General features: G+C 69.8%; 23 protein-coding genes and 1 pseudogene. 15 read left to right on the plus strand and 9 right to left on the minus strand.

Translation table 11 applies throughout. From position 1 onward, the window contains the following. Positions 1–73 precede the first annotated feature (73 nt). From F5X71_RS13150 to F5X71_RS13165, 4 genes are read right to left on the minus strand one after another with little or no spacing between them, the layout of a single operon-like run. The gene (locus tag F5X71_RS13150; RefSeq protein WP_167462190.1) at positions 74–301 is read right to left on the minus strand and encodes a hypothetical protein; all 228 of its coding nucleotides are present in this window, start codon (positions 299–301) and stop codon (positions 74–76) included. After that, positions 280–1,170 (minus strand): biotin-dependent carboxyltransferase family protein, encoded by an 891-nt coding sequence (locus F5X71_RS13155; RefSeq protein ID WP_167462191.1) that lies wholly within the window; start codon positions 1,168–1,170, stop codon positions 280–282. Before F5X71_RS13155 ends, F5X71_RS13150 begins: the two co-directional genes overlap by 22 nt. Further along, complete coding sequence (locus F5X71_RS13160) at positions 1,167–1,823, minus strand: 5-oxoprolinase subunit B family protein (protein ID WP_167462192.1); 657 nt, start codon at positions 1,821–1,823, stop codon at positions 1,167–1,169. Before F5X71_RS13160 ends, F5X71_RS13155 begins: the two co-directional genes overlap by 4 nt. A 10-nt stretch (positions 1,824–1,833) precedes the next feature. Beyond that, positions 1,834–3,111: an MFS transporter gene (locus F5X71_RS13165; protein WP_167462193.1), complete on the minus strand. Its 1,278-nt coding sequence runs from the start codon at positions 3,109–3,111 to the stop codon at positions 1,834–1,836. 158 nt (positions 3,112–3,269) lie between these two features. On the opposite strand from F5X71_RS13165, the gene F5X71_RS13170 reads away from it, so the two are divergent. Further along, positions 3,270–3,977 carry a GntR family transcriptional regulator gene (locus F5X71_RS13170; protein WP_167462194.1) on the plus strand — a complete coding sequence of 236 codons (708 nt, stop codon included), beginning with the start codon at positions 3,270–3,272 and terminating at the stop codon, positions 3,975–3,977. Between the two features lie 15 nt (positions 3,978–3,992). Here the strand turns inward: F5X71_RS13170 and F5X71_RS13175 are convergent, their stop codons facing one another. Genes F5X71_RS13175 through F5X71_RS13185 form a run of 3 tightly spaced genes read right to left on the minus strand, consistent with a single transcriptional unit; the run spans position 3,993 to position 6,918 of the window. After that, positions 3,993–4,850 (minus strand): PaaX family transcriptional regulator, encoded by an 858-nt coding sequence (locus tag F5X71_RS13175; RefSeq protein ID WP_167462195.1) that lies wholly within the window; start codon positions 4,848–4,850, stop codon positions 3,993–3,995. Then, on the minus strand, positions 4,831–6,060 hold the full coding sequence (locus F5X71_RS13180) for a kynureninase (protein WP_167462196.1): 1,230 nt from the start codon (positions 6,058–6,060) through the stop codon (positions 4,831–4,833). Before F5X71_RS13180 ends, F5X71_RS13175 begins: the two co-directional genes overlap by 20 nt. A 3-nt stretch (positions 6,061–6,063) precedes the next feature. Beyond that, positions 6,064–6,918 (minus strand): tryptophan 2,3-dioxygenase, encoded by an 855-nt coding sequence (locus F5X71_RS13185; protein ID WP_167462197.1) that lies wholly within the window; start codon positions 6,916–6,918, stop codon positions 6,064–6,066. 91 nt (positions 6,919–7,009) lie between these two features. Here F5X71_RS13185 and F5X71_RS13190 point away from each other — a divergent pair, with 91 nt between their 5' ends. From F5X71_RS13190 to F5X71_RS13235, 10 genes are all read left to right on the plus strand, one after another. Continuing rightward, positions 7,010–8,080, plus strand: coding sequence for an alpha/beta hydrolase family protein (locus tag F5X71_RS13190; protein ID WP_167462198.1), 1,071 nt, complete (start codon positions 7,010–7,012; stop codon positions 8,078–8,080). Between the two features lie 202 nt (positions 8,081–8,282). Further along, the gene (locus F5X71_RS13195; protein ID WP_167462199.1) at positions 8,283–9,233 is read left to right on the plus strand and encodes an NAD-dependent epimerase/dehydratase family protein; all 951 of its coding nucleotides are present in this window, start codon (positions 8,283–8,285) and stop codon (positions 9,231–9,233) included. Further along, the gene (locus F5X71_RS13200) at positions 9,212–10,195 is read left to right on the plus strand and encodes a glycosyltransferase family 2 protein (protein WP_238815870.1); all 984 of its coding nucleotides are present in this window, start codon (positions 9,212–9,214) and stop codon (positions 10,193–10,195) included. The genes F5X71_RS13195 and F5X71_RS13200 overlap by 22 nt, the downstream gene beginning before the upstream one ends. Beyond that, entirely contained in the window at positions 10,192–11,394 is a 1,203-nt protein-coding gene (locus F5X71_RS13205; RefSeq protein ID WP_167462200.1) for an ATP-grasp domain-containing protein, read from the plus strand. The genes F5X71_RS13200 and F5X71_RS13205 overlap by 4 nt, the downstream gene beginning before the upstream one ends. Next, positions 11,391–12,077, plus strand: coding sequence for a hypothetical protein (locus F5X71_RS13210; protein ID WP_167462201.1), 687 nt, complete (start codon positions 11,391–11,393; stop codon positions 12,075–12,077). The genes F5X71_RS13205 and F5X71_RS13210 overlap by 4 nt, the downstream gene beginning before the upstream one ends. Further along, positions 12,077–13,297 carry a hypothetical protein gene (locus tag F5X71_RS13215; RefSeq protein ID WP_167462202.1) on the plus strand — a complete coding sequence of 407 codons (1,221 nt, stop codon included), beginning with the start codon at positions 12,077–12,079 and terminating at the stop codon, positions 13,295–13,297. The genes F5X71_RS13210 and F5X71_RS13215 overlap by 1 nt, the downstream gene beginning before the upstream one ends. A 5-nt stretch (positions 13,298–13,302) precedes the next feature. Continuing rightward, on the plus strand, positions 13,303–14,241 hold the full coding sequence (locus F5X71_RS13220; protein ID WP_167462203.1) for a hypothetical protein: 939 nt from the start codon (positions 13,303–13,305) through the stop codon (positions 14,239–14,241). Positions 14,242–14,322: 81 nt separating this feature from the next. Next, complete coding sequence (locus F5X71_RS13225; protein ID WP_167462204.1) at positions 14,323–15,600, plus strand: helix-turn-helix domain-containing protein; 1,278 nt, start codon at positions 14,323–14,325, stop codon at positions 15,598–15,600. A gap of 94 nt (positions 15,601–15,694) precedes the next feature. Next, complete coding sequence (gene adh / locus F5X71_RS13230) at positions 15,695–17,218, plus strand: aldehyde dehydrogenase (protein WP_167462205.1); 1,524 nt, start codon at positions 15,695–15,697, stop codon at positions 17,216–17,218. Then, positions 17,218–17,739, plus strand: a complete 522-nt coding sequence (locus F5X71_RS13235) for a DUF779 domain-containing protein (protein WP_167462206.1) — start codon at positions 17,218–17,220, stop codon at positions 17,737–17,739. Before adh ends, F5X71_RS13235 begins: the two co-directional genes overlap by 1 nt. Positions 17,740–17,782: 43 nt before the next feature. Here the strand turns inward: F5X71_RS13235 and F5X71_RS13240 are convergent. Both F5X71_RS13240 and F5X71_RS13245 read right to left on the minus strand, forming a co-directional pair. After that, positions 17,783–18,043, minus strand: a pseudogene (locus F5X71_RS13240) (pyridoxal-phosphate dependent enzyme); the annotation flags it as partial. 29 nt (positions 18,044–18,072) lie between these two features. Next, positions 18,073–18,735, minus strand: coding sequence for a GntR family transcriptional regulator (locus F5X71_RS13245; RefSeq protein ID WP_167462207.1), 663 nt, complete (start codon positions 18,733–18,735; stop codon positions 18,073–18,075). Positions 18,736–18,925: 190 nt separating this feature from the next. Between F5X71_RS13245 and F5X71_RS13250 the strand changes: the two genes are divergently transcribed. Genes F5X71_RS13250 through F5X71_RS13265 form a run of 4 tightly spaced genes read left to right on the plus strand, consistent with a single transcriptional unit; the run spans position 18,926 to position 22,819 of the window. After that, positions 18,926–20,569 carry a hypothetical protein gene (locus F5X71_RS13250; RefSeq protein ID WP_238815871.1) on the plus strand — a complete coding sequence of 548 codons (1,644 nt, stop codon included), beginning with the start codon at positions 18,926–18,928 and terminating at the stop codon, positions 20,567–20,569. 58 nt (positions 20,570–20,627) lie between these two features. Continuing rightward, complete coding sequence (locus F5X71_RS13255; protein WP_167462208.1) at positions 20,628–21,062, plus strand: FixH family protein; 435 nt, start codon at positions 20,628–20,630, stop codon at positions 21,060–21,062. A gap of 54 nt (positions 21,063–21,116) precedes the next feature. After that, positions 21,117–22,280 (plus strand): hypothetical protein, encoded by a 1,164-nt coding sequence (locus tag F5X71_RS13260; protein ID WP_167462209.1) that lies wholly within the window; start codon positions 21,117–21,119, stop codon positions 22,278–22,280. Further along, positions 22,277–22,819: a hypothetical protein gene (locus F5X71_RS13265; RefSeq protein WP_167462210.1), complete on the plus strand. Its 543-nt coding sequence runs from the start codon at positions 22,277–22,279 to the stop codon at positions 22,817–22,819. Before F5X71_RS13260 ends, F5X71_RS13265 begins: the two co-directional genes overlap by 4 nt. The last annotated feature ends 2 nt before the right edge of the window (positions 22,820–22,821 follow it).

Raw genomic sequence — 22,821 nt, forward strand, 5'->3', positions numbered from 1 at the left:
GCCCACCCAACACTGTGCACAGTGCACATATGTAACTGTCATTACACGGATAATGTCCGGGTACCGGAGTGCCTCAGAATCTCGGACCCGCCGATGTCTCGAGCGGCGTGGGCAGATCAGCCACGCCGGAGGACGGGCGGCAGGCGAGGGACTCGGCGACCTCGATCGGCACGGTGGCGGCGATGATGTTGTCCAGTGCGGCGCGGGCGGCATCGAGTTCGCCTATGGCGGCGCTGATTCGGTCGCGTTCCCGGTACGGGTCGGGCAGCTCGGAGTGCCTCAGTGCGGGTCCGGGACGCAACGGAATCGGAGATGCTGGCCCGGTCGTAGCTGGGCGAGCCGGTCCACGTCGGCGCTGAGTACCGTGCCGATCACCGGGTAACCGCCGGTGATCGGGTGATCGGCGAGGAAGACGACGGGTTCGCCGCTGGGTTGCACCTGGATGGCGCCGAGGGCCATGCCCTCGGTGGGGAGTTCCTTGTCGTTGATCCGGGTGAGCGGGGGATGATCGCCGACCCGGGTGAGTCGCACGCCGACCCGGTCGGCGCGGTCGGTCATCGCCCAGGTGCCGGTGCACAGCGAGCGCGGATCGGTGAACCAGTCCTCGCGCGGGCCGAGCAGCACGCGGACCTCGACCGTCGACGTGTCGAGCGAAGGCAGCGGCGCCACAGCGACATTCGGCCACGGCAGGCCTCGTGTCGAGCCCACCGGGAGCTCGGTTCCCGCCGCGAGTGCTTCCGGGCCAAGCCCGGCCAGCGTGTCCCGGCTGCGCGAACCGAGCACCGGCTCGACCGCGATCCCCCCGCGCACGCCCACGTAGGCGCGCAGACCCGCGGTCGCCATGCCGAGCCGCAGGCGCTGCCCGGTCGTCAAGGCGAGCACGGACGCGTTGGCCTCGGGGACACCGTCGATCGTGATCGGCGCCGGGGCGCCGGTGACCGCGAGCAGTACCGGGGCCAGCGCCGTCAATTCCAGTCCGCCGAGCAGGGTTTCGATGCCCGCCGCGTTCTCGGGGTTGCCGACCAGTCGATTCGCCAGCCGCAGCGCGGCACGGTCGGCCGCGCCGGAGACGCCGACGCCGATGGCGAACCAGCCGGGTCTGCCCAGATCCTGGATGGTGCTCAAAGCTCCTGCGGCGGTGACCCGTAGCGCGGCATGTCCCGCACTCATGCGGTGGCCTCCTCGGTGAAACGGACTCTGGTGCCGGGACGTAACGGGGACGGTTCGGTCCGGGTGAGGTCCCACAGGCGAAAGTCGGTGGTGCCGATGATCTGCCAGCCGCCGGGTGAGCGCCGCGGATAGACGGCGCTGTACCCGTCGGCCAATGCTACCGAGCCCGCGGGCACCGACGTGCGCGCCTCGGCCCGCCGCGGCACCGCCAGCCCCGTGTCCGTGCTCTCCAGGTAGCCGAAGCCGGGCGCGAATCCGACGAAGGCGCAACGCCATCGCGCCTTGGTGTGCGCCTCGATCACCGCGCGGGTATCAGTGCCGAGCAGTTCCGCGACCGTCGCAAGGTCCGGGCCGTCGTAGCGGACCGGGATGACGACCGCGGCGGGCGCCGGTGCCTCGGCCGCCGCCCGCCCGGGTGTCTGCGCGCGCCGGAACAGCTGGCGCAGACCGTTTTCCACTGCTCGGCTGTCCGCCCTGTCGGTCATGGTGACCAGTACCGTCTGCGCCGCGGGCAGTACATCGCGCACCCCATCGGGCAACTCGCACCGCAACAGGTCGACGAAGGCGACGAGGTCGGCGTGGTCCTCCGGCGCGACCAGCAGGGCGCGGTCGCCGGCGGGCATGATGCGCGGCAGTGCGGTGGTCACCGACATCCTTTCTCGCTCAGGCCAGTTCGCGGCCGCGGGTTTCCGGCAGACCGAACAGCGCGAGCACCGCGATCAGATAGCCGAGCGCGCCGAACATCATGGCGCCGGCCAGGCCGAACGAGGTGGACGCCAAATATCCGACGGCCGTGGGGAAGATGGCGCCGACACCGCGACCGAAGTTGTAGGTGAATCCCTGCCCGGTGCCGCGGGAGGCGGTCGGGTACAGCTCGGAAAGGAATGATCCGAAGCTGGAGAAGATCGCCGCGGTGCAGAAGCCGAGCGGGAAACCCAGGATCAGCACCAGCGTGTTCGCGCCCTCCGGGACCTGGATGTAGGCGACCATGAAGGCCAGTGACAGCACGGCGAACAATTGAATCGTGCGCTTGCGCCCGAGCCGGTCGGCGAGGATGCCGCCGGTGACGTAGCCGAGGAACGCGCCGCCGATCAGCAGGAACAGATAACCGCCGGTGCCAACGACATTGAGGTGCCTGCTCTTCTTGAGGAAGGTCGGCAGCCAGGTCGCCAGGGTGTAGTAGCCGCCCTGCACCCCGGTGGCGAGCAGCGAGGCGAACAGCGTGGTCCGCAGCAGGTCGCTGTGGAAGATCGTGAAGAACGAGCCGGCCCGCTTGCCCGCGGATTCGCGGCGCTGGGTCACGGCCTCGGAGTCGGTCAAGTTGCGCCGCACCCAGACGATCAGCAGCGCGGGCAGCGCGCCGGTCCAGAACAGCACCCGCCAGGCCAGGTCCTCGTCGACGAAGTGGAAGACCAAGGTGTAGACCAGAACTGCCAGACCCCAGCCCGCGGCCCAGGCGCTCTGCACGTAGGCCACCGCGCGGCCACGGTATTTGCATTGCGCGTACTCGGCGACCAGGATCGCGCCCGCCGCCCATTCGCCGCCGAAGCCGAGTCCCTGGAACGCCCGGAAGACGAGCAACATCTCGAAATTCGGTGCGAAACCGCACAATACGGTGAACAGCGTGTAGGTCGCGACGGTCAGCTGCAGGGTCCGCACCCGCCCGATCTTGTCGGCGAGCACTCCGGCCAGTGCACCGCCGAGCGCGGACACCAGCAGCGTCACGGTGGTGAGCAGTCCGGCCTTGCCGGAGCTGATGGCGAAATACGACGTGATGGCGCCGAGCGCCAGCGGCAGCACCTGGAAGTCGTAAGCATCCAAGCCGTATCCGCCGAACGCGCCGAGAAAGGCGCGTTTGCCCTTCGCGCTCATGGTGCGGAACCAGTCGAAGGGCGGCGACGCCCCGGCGGGGTCCGCCGATGTTTCCGTGGAAAGGCTCATTAGCTGCCTCGCAATGCTCGAGCTCAAGAGAGCGACCTACGTCACAGCAGAGTACGGATCGTTGAACGATTCTGCAATCCTAAGGTCGTATCGTCGGCTTGCGGTGCGATCGGTGGGCTATGCTCGGATGGCAAAGTCACAGGTCCGCGGAGGTTTGGATGACGACACCGGTAGATCGGCCCGACCCCGTCTACACGGCCCTTTCCGAACACAAAGGTCTGCTCACCCGCTCCAGCCGCAGCTCGCAGACCGCCGATATCGTCCGCGCGAGCATCCTGGACGGCGCGCTGCGCCCCGGCTCCCGACTGTCCGAGCCCGATATCTGTGCGGCACTCGGTGTTTCGCGCAATACCCTGCGTGAGGCCTTCCGCTCGTTGATCGAGGAGCGGTTGGTGACCCACGAACTCAACCGCGGCGCCTTCGTCCGGGTGCCCACCGCCGACGACGTCGCCGAGCTCTACCAGTGCCGCCGGGTCGTCGAGTGCGCGGCGATCCGTGGATTCGACGGCGCGACAACCGAAGCCGACGAGCTCGCGGCCGCGCTCGCGCGGGCCGACGCCTGTGCCGCGGCCCAGGACTGGACCGGGGTCGGCACCGCCGACATCGATTTCCACAAGGCGATCGCCGCGCTCAATCGCAGCAAGCGGCTCGATCAGATGATGGCGAGCGTCTGGAACGAACTACGGTTGGTCTTTCACGTAATGGCCGACCCGCTGACCTTCCACGAGCCCTACCTGGCTCGCAATCACGAGATCCACCGTGCGTTGCTCGACGGTCGCGGCGCGCAAGCCGAGCAGATGCTGGCCGACTATCTCACCGACGCCGAAACACACATCCGTTCCGCCTACGCCCGCGTGGTCGCCTGACCGGGACGTGTGGTCTCAGGACACCATCGACTTGACCCAGCGCCGACTCGGCGCCAGGCAGCGGTGCTGCGCGTCGGCGAAGAGCCGGACCGCCGCCGGGCCGGGCCAGTCTGCGGGCAGCATGCGCTGGGGCAGGCCCGGGTCGAGGTAGGGGATGACGCGCCATTCGTCGAGCGCGGGCACGAAGCGCTCGAAGGCGTCCCGGTCGCTGAGTTCGGCCGGGTCCAGCAGGCCGCGGTGCCGGGCGAGGAAGGCGCGGTAGCGGGCGGCGATGCCGGGCAGATCCCACCACTGCGCCGCCACCTCCGGCAGCGGGCCGGGCACCGAAAGATCCACTGCCCGAAAGGTGGTCACGTAGGAGTCGAGGTCGAGCGCGCGCACGATGGCGGTGACCTCGCCCGCCAGATACTCCGGGCAGATCCACAGGCCCGGTGAGACGGTGCCGCAGCCGATCGAGGTCAGCCGCCGCCGCAGTTGATGACGGGCGGCGCGCTCGGATTCCGGGATGCCGAACGAGATCAGGTGCCAGGCATCGGCATCGCCCATCTGCCGGAAACCGAAGATGCGCGGGTCGCCGCGCAGATACATGGCTTCGGCGGCCGCGGTGACGCGGTAACCGCTGCGCCCGCTCCGGGTTTCGGCATCGAGGACCCCCTTGCTCTTCAGCCGGGTCACCGCTGTCCTCGTGCTCGGCTCGGGCACCCCGAGCCGAGCGAGCAGTGCGCCGAAGTCGGCGATGGCGATCCAGCCGCCCAGGTCGCGCACGTACGCGCCGAGCACCGTCCTGGCGAGGGAGGTGGCGCTGCCCGGCCGCGAGTCGATGTCGTCGAGGACGGCACCGGCGGTCGCGGGATCAGCGTGCGGTGAGTTCATCGCGAATGGCCGACATCCCGGCGTGCACTTCGGCGAAGGTCGTGCTCAACGGGCTCAGCCCGATCCGGATGCCCTGCGGCGGACGGAAATCGGGGATGACACCGCGCTCCCAGAGCCGTGCCGTGACCTCCCGGAACTCGGGATGATCGATCGTCACGTGGCTGCCGCGGCGCGCCGGATCTGTGGGGGAGGACACCGTTACACCCAACGGCACCAGCCACGCCTGCGCAAGATCGAGCGCGAAGTCGGTGAGCGCCAGCGATTTCGCCCGCACCGCGGGCATGCCCGCCGCCTCGATCAGGTCCAGCATGTCCTGGATCGGCAGCATCCCGACGATCGCGGGCGTGCCGCTGATCAGTCGCCGGATGCCCGCCGCGGGCTGATAGCCCTGTGCCATCGCGAACGGGTCCTCGCGGCCCATCCAACCCCAGATGGGCTGCCGGAAATCGGTGAGATGCGCGGCGGCGACGTAGCCGAACGCCGGCGCGCCCGGCCCGCCGTTGAGGTACTTGTAGGTGCAGCCGACCGCGAAATCGATGCCCCACGAGTCGAGTTCGAGCGGCACCGCGCCGACCGAGTGGCAGAGGTCGAGCAGCAGCAGGGCGCCCGCGTCGTGTGTGATGGCCGCGATCGCCTGCGCATCGAGCAGATAGCCCGACCGATAGGCGACGTGGCTGAGCACGACCAGCGCCGTGCGGTCGGAGACGACCCGGGCGAGTTCGTCGGCCGTGACGCCCGCGGTGAACTCCGGTTCGATCCAGCGCAGGGTCAGTCCGAGCTCGGACGCGATCGATTCGAGCAGGTACCGGTCGGTGGGGAAATTGTCCCGGTCGAGCACGATCTCGGTGCGGCCGGGCCGCAACGCCAGTGCCCCGCGTGCGATCTTGTAGAGCAGCACCGTGGTCGAATCGCCGATGGTGGTCTGCCCGGCGGCGGCGCCGAGCACGGTGGCGGCGATCCGGTCGCCGATCCGCAGCGGCAGCTCGTACCACTGCTCGTCCCAACCGCGAATGAGCCTGCCGCCCCATGCTTCGGCGACGAACGTGCTCAGCCGTTCGGCACTTGCCCTGGTCGGCCTGCCCAATGAGTTGCCGTCCAGGTAGGCGACGATTTCGGGGTCGTCGCTGCCGAGGAAGCGGCCGGGATAGTCGCGCAGCGGGTCGGTCTCGTCGAGAGTCTTTGCTCGCGTGGTGAACTCGTCGATGGTCATGGCTCAGCCGCCGAGTTCGGTACGAACGGCGAACAGCTCGGGGAAGAAGGTGAGATCCAGCGCGCGCCGCAGGAATCCGACGCCGCTCGAGCCGCCGGTGCCGCGTTTGGTGCCGATGGTGCGCAGCACGGTGCGCAGGTGCCGGAAACGCCAGAGCTGGAAATTCTCCTCCAGATCGACGAGCTCTTCGAACGTCTCGTAGATCGACCAATGCTGCTGCGGGTCTTGATAAATGGATTTCACCAGCGGCAGCAGCTCGGGGTCGAGCACGTAGGCCTTCGTCACGTCGCGCGCCAGCGTCGAGCGCGGCACCTCGAGTCCGGTGCGTGCGACGTGGTGCCAGATCGAGTCGTAGAGGCTCGGCTCGTGCAGCAGCGTGTGCAATTCCTTGTGCGCCACCGGGTCCGACTCGAACACTCGCAGCATGGCGGCGTTCTTGTTGCCGAGGATGAACTCGATCGCCCGGTACTGGTAGGACTGGAAGCCCGACGAGTTGCCGAGCACGCCGCGGAACTGCGCGTACTCGGTGGGGGTCAGGGTGGCGAGCACGGACCACTGCTCGGTCAGTGTCTTCTGGATATGTTTCACCCGCGCTATGCATTTGAGTGCGACGCCGGTGTCGTCGGCGTCGAAGGCGGCCCGCGCGGCCCGCGTCTCGTGCAGCACCAGTTTGAGCCAGAGCTCGGTGGTCTGGTGCTGGATGATGAACAGCAGTTCATCGTGGTGTTCGGGCCTGCTCACCGGGTGCTGGGCGCTGAGCAGGGTCGGCAGATCGAGATATCCGCCGTAGCTCATGCGGGAGCTGAAGTCGGTGACGATGTCGTGTTCGAGTGCCCGGGTGTTGTGCTCGACGGTCATGCGAATCCCCACTGGTCGGGTACTACCTGGTGCGGCCAGGGTATGACATTATCGTGACGTTCGCTAGATCGATGTCATGGAGAGGCGTGTGGTGAGCGACCTGCGTATCGTCTTCGGGCCCGGCGTGGTCACCCACTGGGCGACCGCCACCGACCTGCTCGCCGCGGCGTGTGCCGCCTACGACATCAGCGCCGAGCCGGTGCGCACCGCCGATCCGGCCGAGTTCGCCGCGGCCTGCCGTGCCTGCGCGCCGGGGGAGGAATTCGTGGTGGTACCGGGCGCCGCCGCGCTGCCGCGGGATCCGGCGCCTCGGGTGATCCGAGTGGACTTCGGGCGGTGTGCGGCCGACCGGTCCGCCGGCGTGCGCACGCATATCCGCGGGCGCGGACTGTCGGGGCTCCGGTTCGCCGTCGCCGACTGGTATTTCCATCGGCGCCATCCCGCGACCGTGCTGAGCTACGGCCCGCACCCGTATCAACGGGTGGATCTGCGCGCACCACAGGGCGCCGGGCCGTTCCCGGTGGCCGTGCTGATCCACGGCGGGTACTGGAAGCCCTGGTGGGACCGCGATCTCATGCACGCGGCGGCGGTCGACCTCACCGCCCGCGGCTTCGCGACCTGGAACATCGAGTACCGGCGGCCGATCGAATCCAGTTGGGCGACAACCGCTGCCGATGTGGCCGCCGCCTTCGCCGCACTCGCCCCGGCCGCCGCCGCGCATCGGCTCGACCTCGATCGGATCGCCGTACTCGGACACTCGGCGGGCGGCCAGTTGGCGTTGCGGCTGGCCGCCGACGCCCGCGCCGCCATTCCGCGCCCGGCCGCCGCGGTGAGTCTGGCAGGCATCCTCGATCTCGGCACCGCCGAGCACCGCGCACTCGGTGACGCGGCCGTGTCGATCGCATTGGGTCACAGCTACTCGGCCGAGGACCGGCGGTCCGACCCGATCGAACGACTGCCCCTCGGCATCCCGCAACTGATCGTCTGCGGCATCGACGACGAACCCGATCTGCTGGAGATCAGCAGAAGCTACGCGGATCTCGCTCGGCGGAAACAGGATTCGGTGGACGTGCTGGAGTCGGCGGCCGATCATTTCGCCGTGATCGACCCCGGCAGCGCGATCTGGCGCCGCACCGTGGCCTGGCTGACGCACACTCTCTGAAGCCCCGCAGTGTAATCCTCAGCCCCGAAAACTATGGCTATCGGCGACCTTCCGTGACTGCCTAGGCTGGCCGCACATTATCCACGCGTCCACTTTCCGCGGGTGCGTGGCACCGGACACAATCCGGACGAGCGAACACGCACGGTGACCGTGTCGGCACCACCGACCGGCCGCCGGAGATAGCGCAAGGTGGGACAACAGAATGAAGGTCGGGGTCACGGGCGGGTCGGGGTTCATCGGCTCCTATGTCTGCGAAGAACTGGTGCGGCGCGGTCACGAACCGGTGATCTTCGACCATCGACGCCGAGCGGGCGCGCAACTGTACGAGGTGATGCTCGGCGATATCCGCGACGCCACCGCGATGGCCGAACTCGCCGCGCATTGCGAGGGCATCATCCATCTCGCCGCCGTCCTCGGCACGCAGGAGACGATCAGCAGGCCACGGCCCGCCGCGGAAACGAATCTGGTCGGCGGACTGAACTTCCTGGAATCCGTTGCGCAGTACGACCTGCCCGGGGTGTACATCTGCGTCGGCAACCACTGGATGAACAACAGCTACTCGATCTCCAAGACCGCCGTCGAGCGGTTCGTGCACATGTTCAACGCCTACCGCGGCACCAGGGTGACGAACGTGCGGGTGGTCAACGCCTACGGGCCGCGTCAGCTGGCGGCGGCGCCGTTCGGGGCGGGCAAGGTACGCAAGTTCACCCCCGCCGTGATCTGCCGGGCGCTGTCCGGCCAGCCGGTCGAGCTCTACGGCGACGGGGTACAGCTTTCCGACATGGTCTGGGTGGGTGACGTTGCCCGCGTGCTGGTTTCGGCGCTGGAGCAGGCTGAGCGCGGCGTCGTGCCGGACGTCGTGCTCGAGGTCGGCCCGTCCCGATCCCAGTCGATCCGCTCGGTCGCAGAGCTGATCATCGATCAGTGTGCCGAGTTCGGGTATTCGCGCGTGCCGATCGTCGGTCTGCCCATGCGACCGGGCGAGGAGCCGGGTGCCGTCGTGCGCGCCGATCCGACGACGCTGGCCGCCATCGGTATCGACCCGGAATCGTTGCTGCCGCTAGACGACGGCATGCGGCGCACCATCGAGTGGTTCATCGAAACCCGCGGCACGCATTGGGGTGCGCCGCAGTGCGAGACGGCCACGGCGTGATGGCACCCGCCGGGTTCGGTCTCACCGTGGTGGTGCCGTGCCGCGACGAGGAGGCCAATGTCGTCGCGGCGCATCAGGCGATCGTCGCCGAGCTCGGCGGTCACGACGTCGAGGTGCTGTTCGTCGACGACGGCAGTACCGATGCCACGCTGGCGCTGGTGACCGGGCTGGCCGCGGAAGACCCACGGGTGCACTACATCTCGTTCGCGCGCACCTTCGGTTTCGAGGCGGCCTTCGCCGCGGGCTACAAGTACGCGAGCAAGCCGTGGATCCTGCACCTGGACGCCGATCTGCAGAGTCATCCGAGCCAGGCGCACAAGCTGATCGCGGCCGCATCGGATCGGGTGGACGCGGTGTTCGGCACGCGCGATCAGCGGGCCGATCCGGCGTTGCGCCGGTGGGGGTCGACGCTGTCGGAGCTGATCGCGCGCCGCGTGCTCGGCATCGAGCTGCCGCGCGGGGCGACGACATTCCGGCTGGTGCGTACCGGCGTCGCCCGCCGGATCGTCGAACTGCGCCGTCCCGCACCGTATTTCCTTGCCTCGCTGCCCGCCGTCACGAATCGCTATGTCACCGTGCGCACGGCGCATCAGGCGCGGGCGGCGGGTGCCTCGAAGTTCACCGTCGCCCGCCTGGCACGGCACGCGCTCGATCTCTATCTCGGGCACTCCGCGGCACCGGCGACCGGTGCCGCGCTACTGCTGGCGGCGGCCGCGCTCGTCGCGTGCGCGGGGCTCGTCGTGTTCGGCGCGGGTGTGGCCGACGCCGCGACACTGCTCGCGGTGCTGGTGTGCCTGCTGTTGGCGATCGTGCCGACATTGGCGCTGCTGCTGCGCTATTCGGTGCTCACCGCGGGACGTGGCGTGCGCGCGCTGTACTACATACGAGAGTCCGACCTGCCCATCGATGCGGCCGACCGGCTGCACCTGGCACGGTCCGTGATGGGTGGAGGTGCGTTGTGACGGGCACGGTGGTCATCCTCGGCGGCGCGGACGGTTCGACGTCCACCTATCGCCGGGCCCGCGAACTCGGCTATCGCACCGTCTGCGTCGACCGCCGCGCCGATGCCGTGGCACGGTCGCTGGCCGACGAATTCGTGCAGCACAGTATTCGTGAACCGGCGTCGATCGCGGCCGCACTGGATGGGCGAACGGATATCGTCGCGGTGCTGTCCCCGGCCAGCGACACCGGGCTGTCCGCCCAGCGGTGGCTGGCGCGGCACTGGGACCTGCCGGATCCGCTTGCCGCGCAGGTGGTGCACGCCTCGCAGGACAAGGCGTACTTCCGGGCCGTGTGCCATCGGCTCGGCTTCAGCAGCTACGGCTACGTCGCGGGCCGGGCTGACGCCGAGCTTGTGTTGCGTGCCGGGGCACTGCGTTTCCCGGTGCTGGTGAAGCCGCTGGACGCGCAGAGCAGTCGCGGTATCCAGGTGTGCACGCAGCTGTCCGAGGTCGCGGCGGCGGCCAGGGACGCGGCGCGCTTCGCCAGTGGCGGTGGCGTCATCGTGGAGGAGCAGATCGTCGGAAAGCATTACAGCGCAGAGGTGTTCGTCGACCGAGGGCGGATCGCGTTCGTCGGGGTCAGTGCGCGCACGCTCACGCCCGCACCGCATTTCGTGACCGTCGAGCATCGTGTGCCCGCCGACCTCGCGGTAGAACAGCGCTGGGAGCTGACCGACATGCTCAACGAGCTGATCACCGAGCTCGGCTATCGGCGTGGGCCGTTGACCGTCGATGTGATCGTCGACCCGCTCGGCACGCTGCATCTGATCGAGATGGGCGCCCGGGTCGGCGGCAACGGGCTCGGCGAATTGTTCTGGCACGCTTACGGCGTCGATACCGTCGCGGCCTCGATCGCCGCGGCGACGGGCGGTGCGGCCGATGTCATGCCGAGCAGGTCGCGCGCCACGGTGTCCGGCGTGCTCTACACCGACGACGCGGGGGTCGTCGCGGAGGTGCGCGGCGCCGATGCCGCGACGACGATCCCCGAGCTGGCCGAATTGGTGCTCTTCGTTCAGGCGGGTGCGCAGGTGCAGCCGTACCACAACGCGGCGAACAAGCTGGGCCACTTCATAGTTGTCGCCGATCATCCGGATCAGGCGGGCGCGGCGGCGCAGGCGGTGCGTGCCGCGTTGCGTTTCGATCTGAGCGGTGCCGCGTGAGCCCCGCGGTGCGCAGCGCGCTGCTCGGTGGCGCCGCGGTGGTCGCGGCCGGGCTGGTCTGGGCGACGACGGGCCGCGAGCACGGCTTGCCGAGCGTGTGGGCGCTGCTGGCCTCGCTGATCCCGTTCGTGCTGGCGACCGAGACGATCGCGAGCGTGCGGCCGGAGTGGTTCCGGCGGGGGCGGCTGATCGAGATCTGCGCGCTGGCCGCGTTTCTCGTCGTGTTCTGCTTTCTGGTTCCGAAGATCTTCGCGGCCGCGCTGGACGACGATTTCAGCCGATTGTATTCGTGGATGCGGATATTGGTTCCGCTGCTCATCCTGTGTCTGGCGCTCATGCTGCGCCTCGGCGGCGGGGGCCCCTCGGTGGCGCGCCGAGTCGGCTACGTGGGCATTCTCGTCATGCTCTCCGGTATCGAGGATCTCGCGTTCCAGCTCCTGCGCGGTAAACCGCTGGCCGCGCAATGGGATTGGGCCGACCACATGACCGTGCGGCTCGGTCATGTGGCGAGCCGGAACGAGGCACTGGCCTTCATCGCGGTCCATTTGGTCCTGGCGGCGGTGGTGCTCCTGCTGCCCGATCGGTACTGGCGCCGGATCGGTGACGCGGTCCGCCGTCGCGCCGGGGGTGTGCGCCGCCGCGCGATCGCGGACCGGCGACGAGCGCCCGCGCGCCCGCGCTGATGGTGTCCCCGCCCGCCGCGCGGCCGACGCGGCCCGCACCGGCCACCGTGCTGACGCTGCTGGCCGGGCGCGGCGGCTTCCGCCTCACCTATCAGGGCATCGCCCTTGTGCTGCTGGGGGTCTGGGGCGCGGACCGGTTCGCGGAGTACGCCAGCGCGGTCGGTGCCACGGCGTGGATCGCGTTGCTGAGCTCGGGTCCGGAGAAGTCCGTGCTGAAGCTGCTGCCGCGGCTGCGACACACGGGCGCGGTAGTGGTACGGACCGCCGTGCTGACCTCGGCGGTCCCACTGGTGCTCGCCTTGCTCGCGAGCGCGGTGAGCGCGGGCTCCGCGTTCGTGGTCTATCCGCTGGCCGCGGCGTGGAGCGCGAGCATCGGGCTGCTGACGGTGCTGGTCGCGGCTCATCGCGCGGCCGGTCGGCCGGAGCGCGACAGCGGCGGCTTCCTGCTGCTCGCCGTGGCGATGGCCGCCGCGGTGGGCGCCGGTGCGGCATGGGGGTTTTCGCCCGCGGTCCAGCTCGCCGTGCTACTCACGGTCACCCTGTGCGTGGCGGGCTGGGCGGCCCGCGGTGTCCGGTCGATGACGGCGCGTCCGCGCCGGGGCAGCATCCTGGCGATCGTGCGGGCGCAACTGCTGCTCGGCTTGTACGAGCCGCTGGGCAGCGCGGCGGTCGGTGTGCTGTACGCGACGCTCGCCTTGAGCGGCCAACGGGCCGGTAGTACCACTCTCTATGTGGCACTGCTGGTTTCGAGTGTGATCGGCTCGGGGACCCTGTACCTGCTGCGGATCTACCAGCCGGTGTCGTCGCTGCGACTGCGCGGGGCGGGCGCGCACAGTGGGATCGGCTTCGCGCGCAGGCTGCTGCGCGCCGCCTCGGGCGCCGGCGTGCTCGGTTGCGTGCTCGCGCTCGTGCTGGCCGGATCGGTCTCGGCCACGGCGCTTGTCGTGGTGCTGCTGTGCTTCGAGATCGCCGTGCACGCGCTGGTGAGTGCGGCGCTGTTCCTACTGGAGAACACGGGACCGCGGGAACTGCGCGTCGCCGCGCTGGGCGCCGCAACGCAATTCGGCGCCGCGGCGCTGCTCGCCGCGCTGCTGGTGCCCGCTTACGGGCCGCCTGCCGCGCTCGGCGCGCTGGTCGCTTCCTATGCTGTGCTCGCGGCATCGACCCTGCCCCGGCTCACCCGCGCGGCGGCGGCACGCGGTGCCCTCGGAAAGCGGTGACGGGTATGCGCGTCGATGTCTTCGATCCCTTCCACGACGCGGAGCCGCCGTGGTGGGACACGGTGCGGCGCATCGCGGGACTGCGCGCGACCTGGTCCTGGGAGGTGCTCGCCGCCGCGGGGCCGCGGCTCGGCATCGCCGTGGCGTTCGACGGTGCGGACGTCGTCGCGCTCGCCGCGGCGCGCTGGACGGCGGGCGTGCTGAATGTCGCCGCGCCGGGCAGCACCGGCCAACCAGGTTGGTGGGTGGCCGATGCCGCGCGCGCGAGCGAATTGTTCGGCGTGCTGGCCAGGGGACTGCGGGCACGGTTCCGGTACGCGGTGCTCGGCACGCTGTGGCGGGAACTGTCGTGCGAGCAAGCGGCGACCTTCGGCGGCCCTCGGCTCACCAGAGCGGTCAACCCGACCGCGATACTGCCCGTGGCGTGGCCGGACGAGGACGGCTGGCTGAGCACGCTGTCGTCGAACCGAAGGCGCAGCCTGCGCGCCGAAGCCCGGTGGCTGGCCCGCGATCACGATCTGGTGGCCGGGTTCGGGTCCGCACGGGACCTGGACGCCGATCAGCTGATCGGACTGTTCCGCCGGACCGAGGAGAAGTACGACGGGCTGGGCCGCGCGCCGCGCATGCCGGACGAGTGGCTCTACCGCGTGCTGGCGCACCCCGACGTGTACGCCGTGCACTACCACGACACTGATCGAAACCTGTTGGCGGCGTTCACCGTTCTCGACCATCCGAGCTGGCCGCTGGTGCACCGCTGGGGCGCGCTACCCGAGGACGAGGGCGGCCGCAAGCACCTCTACTTCGATGCTTTCCGCCGCACCGTCGCCTGGGCGGCCGCCGCCGAGAAGCAAGGCCTCGTCTGGGGTAAGGGCCTGCCCGACGTCAAGGTCCGGCTCGGCTGCCAACTCGTCGCCCGCTACGCCGTCGCGCTGGCCGGACGTTAGCGCGGCGCGCGCGATGCGGAATCCGCCCATCCGGTGCACGGGCGCATTGCCCGGCTCCGGCACGCGGGGGAGGATGGAGGCGTGGCCTTTGGATCCAGCGCTCGGGTGAATCCGTGGGTCGCGCTGGGCCCCGAGGACGACGCGGAGCGGGTGGGCCACCATGTCTCGGCCGCGCACGAACTGTTCGTCGCGCGCGGCGCGGCGCCCCGCAGCGTGCGCCGGGTGGTCGAGGCGTCGTGGCTGCGCAGTCGCGGCAACGGGATCGATCCGGACCGCCAGATCGGCCGGACCTCGCTCACCGGCCGCGAATTGGAGCAATATCGGCGCACGCACCCGATGGCTGCGGTGCGCCCGGTCGTGCAGAAGCTGCTGGTCGAGGACGCGCGGGATACCGGACTACTGGTCGCGCTGAGCGATGCGCGCGGCAGGCTGCTCTGGGTGGAGGGCGATACCGGCGCGAAAGACCGTGCCGCGCGGATGAATTTCGCCGACGGCGCGGACTGGAGCGAAGCCGCGGTCGGCACCAACGCGCCGGGTACCGCACTGGCGCTTGATCATTGCGTGCAGATCTTCGGCGCCGAGCACTACAGCCGGGTGGTCCATCCGTGGAGTTGCGCGGCGGGCCCGGTGCACGACCCGGTGACGGGGCGGGTGCTCGGCGCGATCGACATCACCGGCGGGCCGCGTGTCGCCGCCCCCGAGGTGCTCTCGCTGATCAAGGCCACCGTCGCCGTCGCCGAATCCGAGCTGCGTGCCCACCCGGTGCGGACACCGGTCGCGCCGCGGGTCGAATTGCTCGGCGCCGGGCCCGCGCTGCTGTTCGGTCATGAGCGAATCGCCCTGTCGCGCAGGCACTCGGAGATCCTGCTCCTGCTGCTGGAACATCCCGAGGGCTTATCCACCGAGCACATCGCGGTACTGCTGGACGAGCGCGACCTCGACGCGGTGACCGTGCGCGCCGAGATCTCGCGCCTGCGCCGCATTCTCGGCGGCACCATGCTCGGCTCGCGGCCGTATCGGCTGCTGACCGAACTGGATTCGGATCTCGGCGCGTTGAATCGCGCGCTGCGCCGCGGCGATATCGCCGCCGCCGTCGCCGGCTACCGTGGGCAACTGCTGCCCGCCTCGCGCGCGCCCGGCGTCGGCCGGGTGCGCGAAGCGCTGCGCGCCAGAATGCGTGCCGCCGTGCTCAAGTCCGGCGATCCGGCCATCCTCGGCTGGTGGATCGGGTCGGTCGACGGCCGCGAGGACCGCGGCGCGTGGGCCGCCTATCTCGGCTCGCTCGACCGGGACTCGTCGTTGTACGCGCAGGTGGCGGCGCAGCTGGCCATGCTCGATCGCGAACTCGGCGGGCGCTGAACGATTCCCAACGGCGATGCAACGTTGGCACTCTAGTGTCGTGGATCACACATCGTGTGCCACGATGCCGCCGTCTCGACCGCTAGGAGATTCGATGACCGTCTACGCCCGGCCCGGTGCACCGGATTCGTTGATGAGCTACCAATCCCGCTACGACAACTGGATCGGCGGTCAATGGGTGGCGCCGGTGAAAGGCCAGTACTTCGAGAATCCGACGCCGGTCACCGGCGAGAACTTCTGCGAGGTTGCGCGTTCCACCGCGGCGGACATCGAACTCGCGCTGGACGCGGCCCACGCCGCAGCCCCGGCCTGGGGCAAGACCTCGGTGGCCGAGCGCGCGGCGATCCTGAACAAGATCGCCGACCGGATCGAGGCGAACCTGGACGCGATCGCGCTGGCCGAGGCGTGGGACAACGGCAAGCCGATCCGCGAGACGCTGGCCGCCGACATCCCGCTCGCGGTCGACCACTTCCGCTACTTCGCGGGAGCCATTCGCGCACAGGAGGGTTCGCTGTCGGAGATCGACGCCGACACCGTCGCCTACCACTTCCACGAGCCGCTCGGCGTGGTCGGGCAGATCATTCCGTGGAATTTCCCGATCCTGATGGCGACCTGGAAGCTGGCCCCCGCGCTGGCCGCCGGTAACGCGGTGGTGCTCAAGCCCGCCGAGCAGACCCCGGCCTCGATCATGTTCCTGTGGAGCATCATCGGTGATCTGCTGCCACCCGGTGTGGTCAACATCGTCAACGGCTTCGGTGTCGAGGCGGGCAAGCCGCTGGCCTCGAGCAACCGGATCGCCAAGATCGCGTTCACCGGTGAGACCACTACCGGCAGGTTGATCATGCAGTATGCGTCGCAGAACCTGATCCCCGTGACGCTCGAGCTCGGCGGCAAGAGCCCGAACATCTTCTTCTCCGATGTCATGGGCGCCGACGACGACTTCCTGGACAAGGCCCTGGAAGGGTTCACGATGTTCGCGCTGAACCAGGGCGAGGTGTGCACCTGCCCGTCGCGCTCGCTGATCCAGGCCGATATCTTCGACCGCTTCCTCGAGCAGGCCGCGCTGCGCACCAAGGCCGTGCGCCAAGGCGATCCGCTCGACTCCGAGACCATGATCGGCGCGCAGGCGTCCAACGATCAGCTGGAAAAGGTGCTGTCCTACATCGAGATCGGCAAGAGCGAGGGCGCGCAGCTGGTCACCGGCGGCGAACGCGCCTTGCTCGGCGGCGATCTGAACGGCGGTTACTACGTGCAGCCGACGATCTTCACCGGCCGCAACGCCATGCGGATCTTCCAGGAGGAGATCTTCGGACCGGTGGTGTCGGTGACCTCGTTCACCGACTACGACGACGCCATCTCGATCGCCAACGACACCCTGTACGGCCTGGGCGCCGGGGTGTGGTCGCGCGACGGCGGCACCGCGTACCGGGCCGGGCGTGACATCAAGGCGGGCCGGGTGTGGACCAACACCTATCACCAGTACCCGGCGCACGCGGCGTTCGGCGGCTACAAGCAGTCCGGCATCGGCCGGGAGAACCACAAGATGATGCTCGACCACTACCAGCAGACGAAGAACCTGCTGGTCAGTTACGCGCCGAAGGCCATGGGATTCTTCTGATGCCGACGGCCCCGCCTCGGCTGGTCGTGACGATGGCGGCGGCGCGGCTGCTGCGCCGCCTCCGCGACACGCACGGACCGTTGATGATGCACCAGTCCGGCGGCTGCTGTGACGGTTCGGCGCCGATGTGCTATCCGCTGGGGGAGTTCCTCGTCGGCGACCGTGACGTCCTGGTCGGCATCCTCGATCTGCGCCTCGCGGTGGGCGAGGTGCCCACGACGCTGCCCGACGCGGCGGACGCGGTGCCGGTGTGGATCTCCGGCTCTCAGTTCCAGGCATGGAAGCACACCCAGCTCGTCATCGACGTGGTGCGCGGGCGTGGGTCCGGCTTCAGTCTGGAGGCGCCGGAGGGCAGGCGATTCCTCAGCCGGGCACGGGCTTTCACGTCCGCGGAGAACGACGCGCTGGCCGCGGTACCGCCGGTGGTCGGCGCCGAGTACGAAACCGGCACGCGCCCACCGGTTCCCGACGCCGCCCAGGTGGTCGCCGCGGCGGTGGACGCGTGCCCGGTGCCGCGCTGAGTCAGTCGAAGGCGCCGCTGTAGGCGTTGAGGGCGGGCTGACCCGCCGCCGCGGCCACCTGCCTGGTGTGGTTGGACTGTACCCCGCCGATGCTGACCAGCGTGTCCGCGCCTTTTGCGAGCGCGTCGTGCACCAGGTATTCGAGTTTGCGAGTCTTGTTGCCGCCGAACGCGAGACCGCTGTTGCAGTCTTCACGCTTGGCCCAGATCCTGGCGCCGCCGAGGTGATCGCTGAGCCGGTCGAGCGGATGGATCGGGCTCGGGCCGAACAGCAGGGGATAGCGCGCAAACGTGTCGAGCGACATGAGATGTCCTTCATCGGTGCCAACAGGGTTCAGGGCGTGAGATCTTCGAGCAGCGGCAGCAGCGTCTGCCAATTCACCCGCAGTGCCGCGACCGCGCCGTCGACATCGCCCGCGGCACACCGGTCGATGACGCGCTCGTGCTGGGCCACCGAGTCACGGCCGCTCAACGAGCCGAAGCGCAGTCGCTCGATCCGGCGCAGGACCGGGGTGAACTGATCGAGCACGCTGCGCGCGGCCGCGTTGGCGCTCGCGGTGACGGGCACATCGTGGAAATCGTCGTCGGCGGCGAGTGCGGCGTCGACATCCGCGCGGCGCAGCGCGTCGGCGAAGCGGAAGTTGGCCTCGCGCATGGTCGTCAGGTCGGCCGGGGTGAGGTTGGGCAACCCCTCCCGGATCGCGAGTTCGTGCATCGCGCCGGTGACGGACTGGGCCTCGCGGATCGCGCGCACGTCGAGCGGACTGACGATGGTGTAGCGGCCGGGCTTCATCTGCACCAGGCCCGCCTGCTCGAGCCGCATCAGCGCCTCGCGCACCGGTGTTCGGCTCACGCCAAGCCATTTGACCAGCTCGTTGTCGTTGAGGCGTTCGCCAGGGGCGAGGGTGCCGTCGACGATGGCGTCCCGGATCGCCCAGTAGGCGTCCTCGCGTAGCAGAGTTCTGGCGACCAGACCTTCGTTGCGTGGCACCGGCATGCAATATATTGCATGCCACCGGTGCCGAGCTGTCAAGGGTGAAGTGCGGGAATCGCTTGGTATTCGCGGAAATCGGGCGAAGTCGGGCATTCTCCGGAACCTCACCTAATCGGACATCACCCCACGGGGGTAGGCGAGATCCCCTCAGCAGGTGATGATCTGGTCGGCGCGCGGCCCTAACCTTGCGCAGGTGCCTGTTGTCCGCGCTGCTCGATCTCGCGCCCTGTTCGTCGTGGGCTGGCTGCTGCTGCTGTCGTCCGGGGCGGCAACAGCTTTCGCCGACGCCGCGGCCGCCGGCGCGGACCTGTCGATCGCGCAGTCGCTCGGCGATCGCGAGTTGACCGTGATCCTGCGCCGGGTGACCAGCGTGCCGGGGCCACTGCGGGTGGACGTGGTCACCCACACCGGTACCGCCGCAGGCGAACTCGAGCTCGCGGCCGTGCCGACGGGCGCGCTGGCCGCCGACGCGACGCTGCCCGCGCCCGGCCTGCCGACGGTGCGGACCAGCCTCGCACTCGGCGCGACGCCGGGAATGTATTCGGCCACACTCGATATGGACCGGCCAGGCCCGTGGGAGCTGACGCTCGGCGACGGTGCCCGCGTCGCGCGCATACCGTTCGTCGTGCCCGCGCAGGTCACCGCGCCGCCCGAACGCCTGGTCTACCGCGGTTTTCTGGTGGCCGGTGTGCTGCTGCCGGTCGCGGTGCTGATCGCGGTGCGCGCCAAGCGTCCCGCGTGGGCGCTGCTGCCCGCCGGCGGGATGGTCGCGGGCATCACGGTATCGGTGACCGCGGCGCTGCTGTCGGCCTCGTTCCCGCTGCCACCGCAACCGGGCGGCCAGCTCGATCCCACCGTGCACAACGTCACCGATCCCTATGCGGTGAATCAACCCGTGATCGCGGACTTCTCGCGGCCGCCGGTGCTACTCACCGTCGCGGGTGGCCCCGTGATCGCCGGGCAGCCGGGCGATGTCGACCTGGTCCTGCTCGACGCCGCCACCGGTGCGCCCGCCGACGACTTGGTGGTGCACGACAGCGCGCTGGTGCACCTGCTGATGGTCGGTCCGTCGGGCGGGCTGTCGCATCTGCACCCGATCCGCACTGCTCCCGGGCGCTATCAGGTCCATCTGACGGCGGCCGAGCCCGGCCGCTACGCGCTGTCCGCCGAACTCGCGCGCCGCGGCGGCGGTGTGCAGATGGCCCGCGCCGCAACCGGTGTCACCGTGCTGCCGGGCTCCGCTGCCGCGTCACCGCCCGCTCCGGTCCAGCTCGGCGGCTTGGCGCGGAAGGCGTCGCTGCTGGTCGACGGGACACCGATCGAGGTGAGCACGACCGCCGCGGTGGCCGGACAGCCCACCACGATCAACGCTGCGGTGGGCGACACCGCCGAACTGCAACCCTGGCTCGGCATGGTCGGGCACCTGATCACGGCGGGTCCGATACCGGACGGCAGCCGCGATATCGCCGCGGCTGTGCACGATTCGGCCATCTGGGGGCACGGCCACTCGATGGGGCCTACGGCGATGCGGAACATGGACCACGCGGCGGGGACGCGGCACATGCCGGACGCGACCGCCGAGGAGCACGAGGGAGCGCACGGCATGCACGGCACGGTGGACGCGGCCGCCCCTGCCACGAGCCGCGGCGTGATGCTCATGCCACCCGTCAACGGCCAGAGCCCGCCCGACGAAACCGTGGCCGCCTACGGGCCGGATGTGCCCTTCACCTATACCTTTCCGGCCGCGGGCCGCTACCGGCTCTGGATCCAGGTCGAACGGCGCTTCACCGTGCTGACGATCCCGGTCGTGCTGGACGTCGAGGAGGCGCACCGGTGAGTGAGCGGATCAGGGGTGCGTCGCGCCGGTCCGTGGTGCGCGTCAGCGAGGGCCTGGCATGAGTGAAACACGCACGCGCACAGCGGGAACACGGCGCGCACTGGTCGTCGCGGGCGTGGCGGTGGTTCTGCTCGCGGTGGCAGGACGGCTGCTGTGGCCGAGTTCGGCGGCGCCGCTCGCGTTGCGCTCGGGCACCGAACGCCATCTGGTCACCGTCACCCTCGAACGAGTTCGGCTGGGCGACACCGCCGTCGACGTCGCGGTGACCGACCGTGCCGGTGCGCCGATCGACCATGCCGCGGTGCGGATCCAGGCGACGCAGTCGCTGATGGGGCACGCGGGAGCGCCCGTTGCGCTGGTGGCCACGGGCGACGGACGTTTCCACGCCGATTCGATCGCGCTGATGATGACCGGGCCGTGGGAGCTGCGGCTCTGGATCGACGCGCACGACGGTGTCGACGAACTCACCCTGCCGTTGTGGGTCGGCGCGTGAAACCCGCACGCGGCACCGCGCATTCGGTGAAACAGGACACGGAAGGGACCCGCGATGGACATCTCGGCAGCGAGTGAAGGGCGAGCCGGACCGGCGGCGGGCGCCGTCGCGACCCGGCCCGCGCAGGCTGAGCACGCCGCGTCCGACAACAGCGTCGCCGCGCGCGCCGGTGGGTGGGGCGTGCTGGCGGGCACCGCCGTCACGCTCGTCGGGTTGAGCTGGGACATCCAGTGGCACAACGATGTCGGGCCGGACACCTTCTTCACGCTGCCGCATCTGTTCCTGTACTCCGGCAGCGCCATCTCCGGATTCGTCAGTCTCGCCATGGTGTTCATCGCCACCGCCGCGCAGCGGGCCGGCCGGCCCGTACCGCGGTTGGGCGGCACGCCCGTTCGCGTCTTCGGCAGCACCCTCACCGCCCCGCTCGGCTACATGATCGCCGGTGCGGGCGCGGCCCTGTTCCTGCTCTACGGCCTGCTCGACCTGGAATGGCATTCGATCTACGGCTTCGACGCGGTGCTGAACACCCCATCGCACGTGGCCCTGTTCCTGTCCATCACGCTGACCATGATCGGCAGCATCATCGTCTTCGCGGCGCACCGCGACCACCGGTGGGGCAGGCTCGGCATCGTCGTGGCCATCCCGATCTTGATCACGTTCGCGCCGATCCTCGCGCAGGCCTTGGACAATCTGGATCTGCCGATGGATTCGACGATCCTGGGCGTGCTGTTCTTCGGGCCGCTGCTGCTGGTCTTCGGCGCCGCCGTGCTCGCGCGGCCCGGCGCCGCCCTGGCCATCGCGGTGACGCTCGGTGTGCTGCAGGCGATCCTGTGGTGGTTCTCGCCGTGGGCCGCCGCGGCCTACGCCGATTCGATCGGCCTGCCGCTGCGCGACGGGCTCGGGTCGCGCCCGCCGTCACTGCCCGCGATCATACCGATGTTCCTGCTCCTCGCGGCGGTCGGGATCGAGGCCCTGTTCTGGTCGGCGCGCGCCCGCGGTCTCGCCCCGGCGAAGGCCGTGGTGCTGGCGGGCGGATTCACCGGAGTCGTTGTCGGCGTGACATTTCCGCTGCAACTGCGGCTGATCCACTTCTTCTCCGGCCTCGAGCCCGCCGATGTCGTGATTTCCGCCGCGCTCGGCATTGCGCTGGGTCTGCTGGCCGGGTTCCTCGCCGGTCGATTCGCCCGTATGCTGCCGACGCCGGGAGAACTCCGATGACCACCCTGCGCCGATGCGCGCTCACCGTGCTGACGGCGATCACCCTTTCGCTGGTCGCGATCAGCCCCGCCGCCGCGTACGCGCCGGTCGATATCGTGCACACCGAGCGGGTGCAGGCCGGCCCGTACGGGCTGACCGTCGGTTTCTCCACCTGGCCGATCCGTGCGATGCAGTCACTGGACTTCACGTTCATGCCCGACGGTGGTATCGCCGACAAATCCGGAACGCTGAAACTGACCGGCCCCGGGCTCAATTGGCGACGTCCCGCGAAGTTCGTGCGCCATCCGCGCAAGCGCGATTCGTGGGGCTTGGACATCTTCGCCGTCGACGATCCCGGCAGCTACCGCTTCGCCTTCACCATCGACGGGCCGCTCGGCCACGGCGAGGGCGTGCTGGACCAGCTGCAGGTCTTGGACCAGCCGGGCCCGCCGCTGCCGCTGAGCTGGTCGATCGCCGCGCTGCCGCTGCTCGGCCTGCTCGGGTTCCTCGCGGTCGCGTGGCGGCGCACCCGGCCGGGCGGCAGGGCCCTGCTGGTGTGAGT

Origin of the sequence: Nocardia brasiliensis (assembly GCF_011801125.1) — a bacterium.
GTDB classification, from domain to species: domain Bacteria; phylum Actinomycetota; class Actinomycetes; order Mycobacteriales; family Mycobacteriaceae; genus Nocardia; species Nocardia brasiliensis_C.